Source organism: Telluria sp. RT2P19 (assembly GCF_059685725.1).
Window position 1 is genome coordinate 193126 of the sequence record NZ_JCASIL010000004.1, and the last position, 11981, is coordinate 205106.

At 65.9% G+C, this 11981-nt stretch carries 10 protein-coding genes; 2 read left to right on the top strand and 8 right to left on the bottom strand.

Features of this window, described 5'->3' with window-relative positions; genetic code table 11:
- Nucleotides 1-61 precede the first annotated feature (61 nt).
- The 3 genes from ctaD to AC56KW_RS07145 all read right to left on the bottom strand — a co-directional run bounded on the left by ctaD (nucleotide 62) and on the right by AC56KW_RS07145 (nucleotide 4161).
- Nucleotides 62-1681, bottom strand: a complete 1620-nt coding sequence (ctaD, locus tag AC56KW_RS07135; RefSeq protein WP_497170040.1) for a cytochrome c oxidase subunit I — start codon at nucleotides 1679-1681, stop codon at nucleotides 62-64.
- A gap of 15 nt (nucleotides 1682-1696) precedes the next feature.
- A complete protein-coding gene (gene coxB / locus AC56KW_RS07140; protein ID WP_497170041.1) occupies nucleotides 1697-2893 on the bottom strand; it encodes a cytochrome c oxidase subunit II in 1197 nt (398 codons plus the stop codon).
- Between the two features lie 350 nt (nucleotides 2894-3243).
- Nucleotides 3244-4161: a methyltransferase domain-containing protein gene (locus tag AC56KW_RS07145; protein ID WP_497170042.1), complete on the bottom strand. Its 918-nt coding sequence runs from the start codon at nucleotides 4159-4161 to the stop codon at nucleotides 3244-3246.
- A 60-nt stretch (nucleotides 4162-4221) separates the two neighbouring features.
- Between AC56KW_RS07145 and AC56KW_RS07150 the strand changes: the two genes are divergently transcribed.
- Both AC56KW_RS07150 and trmL read left to right on the top strand, forming a co-directional pair.
- On the top strand, nucleotides 4222-4941 hold the full coding sequence (locus tag AC56KW_RS07150; RefSeq protein ID WP_497170043.1) for a ComF family protein: 720 nt from the start codon (nucleotides 4222-4224) through the stop codon (nucleotides 4939-4941).
- Nucleotides 4942-4971: 30 nt separating this feature from the next.
- Nucleotides 4972-5442 carry a tRNA (uridine(34)/cytosine(34)/5-carboxymethylaminomethyluridine(34)-2'-O)-methyltransferase TrmL gene (gene trmL, locus AC56KW_RS07155; protein ID WP_497170044.1) on the top strand — a complete coding sequence of 157 codons (471 nt, stop codon included), beginning with the start codon at nucleotides 4972-4974 and terminating at the stop codon, nucleotides 5440-5442.
- Nucleotides 5443-6025: 583 nt separating this feature from the next.
- On the opposite strand, the gene AC56KW_RS07160 is transcribed toward trmL, so the two are convergent.
- The 5 genes from AC56KW_RS07160 to pcaD form a co-directional block, all read right to left on the bottom strand.
- The gene (locus AC56KW_RS07160) at nucleotides 6026-7198 is read right to left on the bottom strand and encodes an SGNH/GDSL hydrolase family protein (protein WP_497170045.1); all 1173 of its coding nucleotides are present in this window, start codon (nucleotides 7196-7198) and stop codon (nucleotides 6026-6028) included.
- Between the two features lie 144 nt (nucleotides 7199-7342).
- The gene (locus tag AC56KW_RS07165; RefSeq protein ID WP_497170046.1) at nucleotides 7343-8428 is read right to left on the bottom strand and encodes a porin; all 1086 of its coding nucleotides are present in this window, start codon (nucleotides 8426-8428) and stop codon (nucleotides 7343-7345) included.
- Nucleotides 8429-8504: 76 nt separating this feature from the next.
- Nucleotides 8505-9848, bottom strand: coding sequence for an MFS transporter (locus tag AC56KW_RS07170; protein ID WP_497170047.1), 1344 nt, complete (start codon nucleotides 9846-9848; stop codon nucleotides 8505-8507).
- 45 nt (nucleotides 9849-9893) lie between these two features.
- Nucleotides 9894-11144: a benzoate/H(+) symporter BenE family transporter gene (locus AC56KW_RS07175; RefSeq protein ID WP_497170048.1), complete on the bottom strand. Its 1251-nt coding sequence runs from the start codon at nucleotides 11142-11144 to the stop codon at nucleotides 9894-9896.
- A 55-nt stretch (nucleotides 11145-11199) separates the two neighbouring features.
- A complete protein-coding gene (gene pcaD / locus AC56KW_RS07180) occupies nucleotides 11200-11979 on the bottom strand; it encodes a 3-oxoadipate enol-lactonase (protein ID WP_497170049.1) in 780 nt (259 codons plus the stop codon).
- Nucleotides 11980-11981: the final 2 nt, after the last annotated feature.

The following is an 11981-nucleotide window of genomic DNA, read 5'->3' on the forward strand; positions in this document are numbered from 1 at the left end:
CCCACCCACAGGGCGGTCCTGAGATTATTGGGCCGGGCCACCCCTGGCTTGCGCGTGCTCATCATTTCACCAGCGGCGGGTTCTCGAAGGTGTGGAACGGCGCCGGGCTCGGCACGGTCCACTCCAGGCCTTCGGCGCCGTCCCACGGCTTGGCCGGCGCCTTGGCGCCGCCGCGGATGGTCGGCAGCACCACCGCGAACAGGAAGTACACCTGGCTGAAACCGAAGCCGAAGGCGCCGATCGACACGATCATATTGAAGTCGGTGAACTGCACCGCGTAGTCGGCGTAGCGGCGCGGCATGCCGGCCAGTCCCAGGAAGTGCATCGGGAAGAAGGTGACGTTGAAGGTGATGAGCGACAGCCAGAAGTGGATCTTGCCGCGGCCTTCCGGATACATATGGCCGGTCCACTTCGGCGCCCAGTAATAGAAGCCGGCGAACAGCGCGAACAGCGAGCCGGCCACCAGCACGTAGTGGAAGTGGGCCACCACGTAATAGGTGTCGTGCACCTGGATGTCGATCGGGGTCACGGCCAGGATCAGGCCCGTGAAGCCGCCCATGGTGAACACGAAGATGAAGCCGACCGCGAACAGCATCGGGGTCTCGAAGGTCATCGAGCCCTTCCACATGGTGGCGACCCAGTTGAACACCTTCACGCCGGTCGGCACCGAGATCAGCATGGTGGCGTACATGAAGAACAGCTGCGAGGTCACCGGCATGCCGGTGGTGAACATGTGGTGGGCCCAGACGACGAACGACAGGATCGCGATCGAGGCGGTCGCGTACACCATCGAGGCGTAGCCGAACAGCGGCTTGCGCGCGAAGGCCGGGATGATCTGCGAGACGATGCCGAAGGCCGGCAGGATCATGATGTAGACCTCGGGGTGGCCGAAGAACCAGAAGATGTGCTGGTACATGACCGGGTCGCCGCCGCCGGCGGCATTGAAGAACGAGGTGCCGAAGTGGCGGTCGGTCAGGGTCATGGTAATCGCGCCGGCGAGCACCGGCATCACGGCGATCAGCAGATACGCGGTGATCAGCCAGGTCCAGCAGAACATCGGCATCTTCATCAGGGTCATGCCCGGCGCGCGCATGTTCAGGATGGTGACGATGATGTTGATGGAGCCCATGATCGACGAAGCGCCCATGATGTGCATGGCGAAAATCGCCATGTCCATGCCGATGCCCATCTGGGTCGACAGCGGCGCATACAGCGTCCAGCCGGCGGCGGTGGCGCCGCCCGGCGCCAGGAAGGAGCCGGCCAGCAGCAGCGCGGCCGGCGGCAGCAGCCAGAACGAGAAGTTGTTCATGCGCGCGAACGCCATGTCGGACGCGCCGACCTGCAGCGGCAGCATCCAGTTGGCGAAGCCGACGAAGGCCGGCATGATCGCGCCGAACACCATCACCAGGCCGTGCATGGTGGTGAGCTGGTTGAAGAACTCGGGACGCACGAATTGCAGGCCGGGCTGGAACAGCTCGGCGCGGATCATCAGCGCCAGCACGCCGCCCGAGAGCAGCATGATGAACGAGAACCAGAGATACAGGCTGCCGATGTCCTTGTGGTTGGTCGCGAACAGCCAGCGGCGCCAGCCGTGCGGGTGCTCGTGGTGTTCGTCGTGCGCGTGGTCGTGCGCATGGTCGTGATCATGTGCGTGGCCGTGATCGATCGTCGTGGTGCTCATGTCGTTACCCCTGCATTATTTGCGTGCGGCCAGGACTTCGGCCGGTTGAACGATATTTTCCGCAGCCTTGTTTGACCAGGAATTACGCGTATAGGTGATCACCGCGGCGATCTCGGTATCGGACAACTGTTTCCACGCCGGCATCTCGGTCGGGAACCGGCCGCTCTTCTGGCCATTGAGCAGGATATCGATCTGGTGCGCCTTGTCGCCCAGCACGTTCGGCGAGCCGTCCAGCGCCGCGAAGGCGGCAGGGACACCCTTGCCATTGGCCTGGTGGCAGGCCACGCAGTTGGCAGCGTAGACCTGCTCGCCACGGGTCTTCAGCTCGTCGATGGTCCAGGTCTTGGTCGGATCGTCGGCCAGGGCCGCCATTTCCTTCTTCTTGCCCTCGACCCAGGCCGTGTACTCGGCATCGGTCACCACGCGCACTACGATCGGCATGAAGGCATGGTCCTTGCCGCACAGCTCGACGCAGTTGCCGCGGTAGACGCCGGTCTTCTCGGCCTTGAACCAGCCGTCGCGCACGAAGCCGGGAATCGCATCCTGCTTGATCGCGAACGCGGGAATCGTCCAGGCGTGGATCACGTCGTTGGCGGTGAACACCATGCGGATCTTCTTGTTCACCGGAACCACCATCTCGTTATCGACTTCGAGCAGGTAGTTCTCGGTGCGCGCCTCGGTGGGCTGCACGCCGGGCTCGCCGATCTGGGAGCGCGGCGTGGCCAGGTTCGACAGGAAGGAAATGCCTTCGCCCTCGCCCTTCAGGTAATCGTAGCCCCACTTCCACTGCATGCCGGTGGCCTTGATGGTGAGGTCGGCGTTGGAGGTGTCCTTCAGCGCGACCACGGTCTTGGTGGCCGGCAGCGCCATGCCGATGACGATCAGGAACGGCACGACCGTCCAGGCGATCTCGACGGCGGTGGATTCGTGGAAGGTCGCCGGCTTGTGGCCCAGGGACTTGCGGTGCTTGAACACCGAATAGAACATGACGCCGAACACGCCGACGAAGATCACCAGGCAGACGATCATCATCCAGTTGTGCAATGAATAGATGTCGGCGCCGACCTGGGTAACAGGGGCCTGCATATTGAGCTGGTGTTCGAGAGGCCGGCCCGTGATCGGCTGCTGCTGGCCCCACGCCGGCGTGGCGCCGGTTGCGGCGAGTACGGCGCAGCCGTACAGCACGGCCTTGAGTCGCGTTGCATATGTCATGTATGTCCCCAACCACCCTAAAAATAAGAATATTTTTAACGGGCCAGCAATTCCGTGAACGAACCGCTGCCGCTCCGTACTGATCACAGAGGGCTTGCCGGGTCGTCCCGCGTAATTGCGCTGCGGAATGGTGGGAAACCATCTCGCCCCACCTGGCAATACGTTGCTGCCAGGACCGGGCGACTCTGCGACTGCTGCAATTCTTTTTTCTACTTTTCGCCCGAATCTGCCGCTTTTTTAAGCGATTCTATTGGTCGGACGAAAAAAATAGCAATTGATTATATCTAAAGCACTAATTTTTATTCAAGGAAAATCGGGGTTATTGGCAACTCAGCCATGCAGGACGGGTTTCAGGGCTTGCGGGGCTGGAAGCGCACGATGGATTCGCCCGAGGCGGTGGTGCGCGGCGCGGGACGGAAGGCATGGCCGTAGATGACTTCGAAAGTCAGGCCAAGCTTGCCGTCGGGGAGGCGCTGCTCCTCGAAGGCGTCCAGCACGCGCCGCCAGGCCGCGCGCCCGATCAGGCCGCGCCGGCGCGATTCGAGCGGATTGCCGCCCAGCGCCTGCACATCGAGCAGCAGCGCCTGCGGCGTGTCATAGGTGACGGTAATGCGTTCCATGTCCATGACGGGTGTCGAGAACCCGACCTCGACCAGCTGGTCGCCGAAATCGTGCATGTCGACGAAGGGCAAGGTGTGCGGGTGGGCGTCGAGCGCGGCGAAGGCGCTGCGCAGCTCGATGAAGGTGTCCGGACCGAAGCAGGAAAACATCAGCAGCCCCTCGACCCGCAACACGCGGCGCCATTCGGCGAACACGCGGTCGGGCAGCGGATGCCAGTGCAGCGCCAGGTTCGACCACAGCAGGTCGAGCGAATTCGGCCCGAGCGGCAGGTTGCCATAGTCACCGCACAGCACGTCGACACCGGCCTTGGCCGGCATCAGGCGGGTGAGCAGCTGGTTGAGCGCGCCGCCCTGCGATACCGGTCCCCGGGCTGCGCGCGCCATGGCCCCTGCCCCATCCAGGCCCAGGATCTGCGCCGCCGGATATGTCTTTTGCAACAAGGCGAGGTCGGCGCCGGCGCCGCAGCCCGCGTCCAGCACCTGCTTGGGAACGATTTTGACGAGACTCAGGCGCTCGTGCATGCGTTCGGCGATCTCACGACGCAGGAAGTCCGACGGGGCGATGCGTTCAGGATGCGCAAACAGCCCGCGCACGCGGGACAGGTCGATCGGGGCGCTCAGCCTGGAGGGGGATTGAGGAGAAGCCATGAGATGCAAGTCGAGATGAGATAATGTTGGCAGTTTAACCGGTTGTGGGAAGTCGAGCCGATGCTGGACATTCGCGCACTGCCCGGCCGCCTGCTGCGCGCCATGCTGCCGTCCGCCTGCGCGCTATGTGGCGCCCATGCGCACGACGCCGTGTGCGCCGCCTGCGAGCAGGCCTACGTCTTGCCCGTCGCGCGCTGTCCGTGCTGCGCCAACCCGGCCAGCGCGCTGGACCTCGGCCGGCACTGCGGCGCCTGCCTGTCGGAGCGGCCCGCCTTCGACGCGACCCTGGCCGCCTGCGACTATGCCGCGCCGCTCGACAGCGTGGCGCTGCAGCTGAAGTTCAGGGCCCAGCTCGCGCTGGCGCCGTGGATGGCGCGTGTGCTGCACGACGCCGTGGTGCGCTCTGGCCTGGCCTTGCCCGACGTGCTGTGCCCCGTGCCGCTGGGACCGGCCCGCCTGGTCGAGCGTGGCTACAACCAGGCGCTCGAGGTGGCGCGGCCGCTGGCTGCCTCGCTGCGCCTGCCGGTCGCGCCGCGGTTGTTGCAGCGGGTGCGCGAGACGAAGGCGCAGTCCGGCGCCGCGCCGGGCGAGCGCCACAAGAATATGCGCGGGGCGTTCGGGGTGGACGCCGCGGTCGATGTGCGCGCTCGCCATGTGGGCGTGGTCGACGATGTCATGTCGAGCGGGCACACGCTGAATGACATTGCAGCGGTGCTGAAACGCGCCGGCGCCGCGCGCGTCACGAATCTCGTGTTCGCGCGCACCCCGCCGCATGCATGACCCGATACCGAAATACAAAGGAGAAGCACCTTGTTCCACGTCGTCCTGGTCGAACCAGAAATCCCGCCGAATACCGGCAATGTGATCCGCCTGTGCGCCAACGCCGGCGCCCAGCTGCACCTGATCGAGCCGCTCGGCTTCCCGCTGGACGACGCCAAGATGCGCCGCGCCGGCCTGGATTACCACGAGTACGCCGCCATGAAGGTGCACAAGGACTGGAATGCCTTCATCGCCGACACCCGACCCGACCCTTCCCGCATGTTCGCGCTCACCACGCATGGTTCCTCGCCGTTCGCCGCTGCCTGTTTCCAGCCGGGTGACGTGTTCGTGTTCGGGCCGGAGTCGCGCGGGCTGGCCCCGGCGTTGCGCGAAACCTTTCCGCCCGCCCAGCGCATCCGGCTGCCGATGCGACCCGACAACCGCAGCCTGAACCTGTCGAACACGGTGGCGATCGTGGTGTACGAGGCCTGGCGCCAGAACGGTTACCTGGGCGGCGCCTGATACTTCGGCGCAGCGCGAAAGTATTGCCGGGCTGGAGCGTTGGATGGGGCGACCCTCGCCGCTCCCGGAAGCGATGAGCCGGCCATGACCGATTCGGCAGGTCCTGGCGTTCACTGCGCTTTCCAGACGAGCGTCACGCTCTGTGATGCACTGCGCTTTCCAGACGCGCGTCACGCTCTGTGATGTTGCGTCTGAAAGCGGGACTGGGTTGTCAATCGGCGCTCTCTGGCTCTGGTCCACGCGTCGCGTCACCCGGCGGCTCGGTCTTCTCCGGCTTTTCGGACTTGTCGAAAATCGGCGCGAAGCTGACACGGTTCTTTTCGCTGGCCGCGGCTTGCAGCACCGGCGTGGTCAGGCGGCCATCGTGCCGACATGGCGCAGGAAAATCGCGGCGCGGCGGCCGGTCTTGCTTTATGAGGATTGCCTTCAGGTGAAGGGAACCGATCCTCGCATGCGGTCTAGGGGCAGCGCTAGTTTGCCGGTCAGAACAGAACCTGATGAGGCAAACTGGTCAGTCCGGGTTCCAGTGCTTCAGCTGTGCAGCACGTTTGGCGTCGCAGTCGAAACAGTTCTACCAGTTGCCTCAAGCTTGTTGTTCGCCGAAGGGGCCGCTCCCGAACGCCAGCTCGTTAAAGCGCTCGCCAATCAGGCGCTGCGCCTCGCCGTCGGGATGCAGCGCATCCGCCAGCGGCAGGCGTGCGTTGTCCTGGGCCCCATACAATGCGCTGCCATCGAGGTAGTAGAGATTGGCATCCGCCCGCGCCCGCTGTTGGACGATCTTTTGCAACTGCTCGCGGATGACGCCAAGCGTCAGCTTGCCCTGGCGGCGCTCGGCATCGTTGCCCATTGCGCGAAACAGCAACCGCCCCTTTTCCAGCGCCTTGCCATCGAACATGGTCGGGCCGGGCGTGGTTTCGTGGATCGGGCACCAGATCGGCGACATTACCAGCAAGGGCGTCGTCGAATGCCCGTCGCGGATCGTGTCCAGAAAGCCATGCACGGCCGGCCCGAACGCGCGTAGCCGCATCAGGTCGGTGTTGACGATATTAATCCCGAGCTTGAGGCTGATCAGGTCCGCCGGCAGGTCGCGGATCGTGCGCGCCGTGAACGGGTCCAGCAATGCGTTGCCACCGAAGCCCAGATTGAGCAGGTCGACGCCGGCCAGCTGCGCCGCGACAGCCGGCCAGACGCCGCTCGGATTGGTTGCGTTCGAGCCCTGGCTGATGGAACTGCCATGGTGCAGCCAGCGGCGCTTGCCCGACGCCGCCAGCGGTGCGATCGGCGCATCGGCATCCAGCGCCACCAGCTCGGTCGTCTCGTCATGCGGCAGCCAGATCTCGACCGTCTTGTCGCCTGGCGGCAGGCCGGTGAAGCGCAGCCGCTGCGGCTCACCCCGGCGCAGCTTGGCCGTGCCGGACAGTATGTCGATATCCATGATCTTGCCGCCCGGCGCGCTCGCCTGCTGCACGAGCCGCCCATCGACGAGCAGGTCATAGATGCCGTCGGGGCGCGGCGCCATGGCGCCGTAGCGGCGCTTGGTCGGCAGCGCGACCAGTTCCAGCACCGTCGCCGCGGTGCGCAGCGCCAGGCGCACGCCGGATGGCTGCGACTGCGCCATCAGCAATTGCGCGTCGGGACATTGCGCGCGCGCCCAAGCGGGCAAGCGGTGCGGCAGCAGGCCTTCCTCCGTGCGCTCGACCTCGACGGCGCCGTGGATCAGGTCCGGCGAGATCGGTGAATGGAAGGGCAGCGTCATGACGGGATTCCTTGAATAAGGTCGATTCTGTTGGGGTAGCGCTCATTATAAGGAAGCCGGCCGCCGGCACTTGCGCTACCGCTGCACGGCCGGGTCTCCCATTGCCGTGCCCCGGAACCAATCGCATGGACTCAAAGCATGGACTCAAAAACTGTGACGCAGGCCGGCCATCACCCCATTTTGCGCCACGCCCGGCGCCACCGTGCCGCCCGCGTCCAGCGCCACCGCCGACGCGCCATCGTTGTCCATCCGGCCCACCGAGGCATAGATGGCAGTGCGCTTCGACAGCGCATAGGTCAGGCGCGCCACGTACAGCGTCACGTCGTCATCTGAACGCTTCGCATTGCGCCGCGCGAACTGCGCATCGACGGTGAAGGCGCCGAGCGGTTTACTGGCGCCGATATAGAACAAAAGCGATTCGGACAGCCCGGTCGCGGCATCGGTTTCGCGGTCCATGGCGCCGGCGCCGATCTTGACGTCGCCCAGCATCAGGTAGCCGTTGACCGTCGTGCGGATATCGGTGTTGCCGCTGCTGGTCAAGCCGCCGCCGGCGCCGGTGTTCCCGTTCATGCGGTCGTAGCTTGCGTTCAGGCCCCAGGCCTTGCTGTCGTACCCCACCAGCCCCGTGTACTGGCGGCAGGCCTGCGAATTGCCGGGCGCTTCGCCCGGACAGTTGGTCGCCGCCGGACCACCGGTGGCGACGCCATCGCGCCCGAAGCTGTAGGTGGCGCCCACCATGAAACCATTGAAGTTGCCCAGGTAGCCGATCGCATTGTCGCTGCGGGCATTCGGGATGTACAGGTCGATGCTGCTGATCGAAAACAGCTGCGGCCCCATCACGTCGGATTTCATCGACGAGATGAAGGTCATATTGACCTGGCGCCCGACGGTGAACGTGCCCCAGGCGCCCTTCAGGCCGACGTTGGCGGCGCGCCCGAACAGCCGGCCGCCCTGCCCTGACGCGCCGCTGTCCATCGAGATGCCGTTCTCCAGCACGAAGAAGGCCTGCAGGCCGTTGCCCAGGTCCTCGGTGCCGCGAAAGCCGATCCGCGATGGCAGCGAGCCGGTCAGCGACGGCACCTTGGTGACGCCGTTGCCCTCGGCATCGGCATTGGTGATATGGGCCAGGCCGCTGTCGACCAGGCCGTAGACCTGGACCGAGCTCTGGGCCGATGCCACGGGCGCGGCGAGCCCGCACGCCAGCGCCAGCGCGCAATGAATTGGTTTCATGAAGTCTCCTGCTTGTTATCGGTATGTTGCGGGGAGTGCCCGGCGGGCGCCGGGCGGACCATGGCGGTCGCCGGGGTCAAGCCGGTTCGGTCACCTGTACGGCGGCGATCTTCATCGTGGCCGATCGCTCGTGACGGATCAGCGCCACCGCGATGGTGGCGATCACGGCCGGGATCGAGATCGCCAGGAAGTTCTGCTGCAGCGGCAGCGACATCCCGACCAGGGTGCCGATCACGATCGGCGCCAGGATGGCGCCGCTGCGGCCGACGCCCGAGGCCCAGCCGATACCGGTCGAGCGCACCGCGCTCGGATAGAACTGGCCGGCATAGGCATAGGTGACGATCTGGGTGCCGATGGTCGAGGCGCCGGCCAGGCCGACCACCACGAACAGCAAGGCGCTCGGCATCGGATAGCCCAGCAGCGTGATCGACACGGCAGCCAGCGCATACATCCCCACCAGCACGTACTTGATGTGGAAGCGGTCTGCCAGCCAGCCGCCGCCGACGGCGCCGATGACCGCCCCGAAGTTCAGCACCAGCACGAAGGTCAGCGCCGAGCCCAGGCTGTAGCCGGCGCCGGCCATGAGCTTAGCCAGCCAGGAACTGAGTGCGTACACCATGAACAGGCACATGAAGAACGCGATCCAGAACATGATGGTGCTGAACCCGCGGCCTTCCTGGAACAGCTTGCCGATCGGCGCGCCCGTGGCGCGCTCGGTCACTGGAATCTGGAAATCGTCGTGCGCTCCCGGGCGGTAGCCCGGCTCCATGCGCGCCAGGATGGCCTTGAGTTCGTCGATCCGCCCCTGCTTGATCAGGAAAGGCATCGACTCGGGCATCGACCTGAGGATGAAGGGGATCAGGAGCACCGGGACGCCGGCGGCCAGGAACACCGATTGCCAGCCATGCTGCGCGATCAGGCCCTTGCCCAGCACGGCGGCCAGCATGCCGCCCACGGCATAGCCGCTGAACATCAGCGTCACCATCGTGGCGCGGATTTTCCGGGGCGAGTATTCGGTCATCTGGGCCACGACGTTCGGCATCACGCCGCCGATCCCGAGCCCGGCCAGGAAACGCATCACGCTGAACGTGTAGGGATCGCTCGCCATGCCGGCGGCTGCGGTAAACACGCTGAACAGGAACAGGCAGATCACGATCGCCCAGCGCCGGCCGATGCGGTCGGCCAGTGTGCCGAGGAAGATGGCGCCGAACATCATCCCGAACAACGCAGAGCTGACCATGAAGCCGGCATCCTGGGCGGTCACGCCCATCTCGCTCATGATCGAAGGCAGGGCGATGCCCGCCACGGCAAGGTCGTAGCCATCGCAGATGATGATGACCGCGCACCACAGCAGTAGTGCGGTATGGAATCGGTTGAACCTGGCCGTGTCGGCCATCTTGTGTACGTCGATGTGTCGCATGATGTGTGTCTCCTTGATTGTCGATGTTGTGTCGCACATGCCTGCTTACGTCTTGTTGCCGGCGCCCTCCTTCCGCTTGCCGTGCAAGACCCGCCAGGCCAGCATGCCGATGACGACGCCCCAGAACGCCGCTCCCAATCCGAGAAAGCTCATGCCGGAGGCGGTCGCCAGGAAAGTGATGATGGAGGCTTCTCGATGGTCGTCGGCGGCGATCACGCCGGCCAGGTTGGCGGTGATGGGGCCCAGCAGCGCCAGTCCGGCCAGCGTGGCGATCAGTTCGCCCGGAAGGGCGCTGAACAGCATCACGATCGATCCGCCGCACAGTCCCGCGGCCAGGTAGAACACCCCATTGGCCAGGCCTGCGATATAGCGCCGACGCGGATCCTCGTGGGCGTCGCGGCCGGTGCACATGGCGGCGGTGATGGCGGCGATGGCGATCGTGATGCCGCCCGTGAAGGCGACCGCCAGCGAGACGATGCTGTTGACGCCGATGATGGAACGGGCCCCGGTCCCGTAGCCCGAGGTCGATAGCACCGCCATCCCCGGCAGGTACTGCCCGGTCAGCGTGACCAGCACCAGCGGCAGCGCCAGGCTGAAGGTGCTGGCCCAGGACCATGCCGGCGCGATGAACTGCGGCGTGACGAGTTCCAGCGCGATGCCTGACAACCTGCTGGCGCCGCTCGCCACCGCCAGCAGCACGCCGGCGACCAGCAGCAGCATGACGCTGTAGCGCGGCAGGAGCCGCTTGAACAGCAGGTAGGCGCCGATCATGCCGAACGCCAGCAAGGGAAAGGTGCTGGTCGACGCGAAGGCCTGCAGGCCGAACGGCAGCAGGATCCCGGCCATCATGCCGCTCGCGATGCCCTTCGGCACCCAGGCCATCACGCGCTCGAAACTGCCCGACAGGCCGATCGCCAGCAGCACGGCGGCGGCGGTGAGGTAGGCGCCGACCGCTTCATTGAGCGACAGCCCGGGAAACAGCGTGATCAGCAAGGCGGTGCCGGGCGCTGACCAGGCGGTGATCACCGGAACCCGCAGGGTCCAGCTCAGGACGATGCCGGAAACCGCCGCCCCGATCGAAATCCCCCACACCCAGGACGCGAACATGGCGTTGTCGACCTGGGCCGCCTGCGCCGCCTGGTAGAAGATCGCCAGCGGGCCGGTGAACGACACCAGCACGGCCAGAAAGCCGGCGGTGACCGCGGAGGCCGACCAGTCCGCGCCAAGGGTTCCGGATGCTGTTGGCCGGACCGGAGGCGCGTCGTGTCCATCCCCGGCATGAGATCGTTCCTGCATGGCGTGTCTCCTTCTGTTATCGGTCCCTGCCCAAGGCAGGCAAGTGCGGCCGGCGTCAGCCGTGCAGGAAAGCGTGGACTGTTTCTGCGAACAGTTCCGGGCTTTCGAGGTTCGACAGGTGCGAGGCCGGCACGGTGGCGAGCAGCGCGCCGGGAATGGCGCGCTGCAGGAAGCGTGCATCCTCGAGCGTGGTGACCGGATCGAAGGCGCCGGCGATGATCATGGTGGGGACCGGGATCCGGGCGATTTCCTGGCCCAGGTCGGCCACGGCCAGCGCATCGCAGCAGGCCGCGTAGCCTTCGGGATCGGTCGCGCGCAGCGTGGCCTGCATGGCCCGCACCACCCCCGCCCGGTCCTCTATGAAAGCGGGCGTGAACCACCGCCCCGGCGATCCGGCGGCAATGTCTTCCATGCCGCCCGCGCGCACCGCTTCGGCGCGGGCGCGCCAGCCGTCGGCGCTGCCGATGCGCGCGGCGGTATTGGCCAGCACCAGCCGGTCCAGCCGCTCTGGCGCATGCAGCCCGAGCCACTGGCCGATGGCGCCGCCCATCGACAGCCCGACAAAGTGGGCGCGCCCGACCCCGATCTTGTCGAGCAGCGCCAGCACGTCGCGGCCCAGCAATTCGAGGCTATACGGCCCGGCGGGGCTGGCCGAGGCGCCATGGCCTCGGGTGTCGTAGCGCAGCACATGGAAGCGCTGCGCCAGGCCGTAGGCAAGGTCGTCCCACATGCTCATATCAGTGCCGAGCGAATTCGACAGCACCACGGTCGGACGGGTCGGGTTTCCCTGGCAGCGGTAATGCAGCAGCGTGCCGTTGATGATCGCGTTTGCCATGC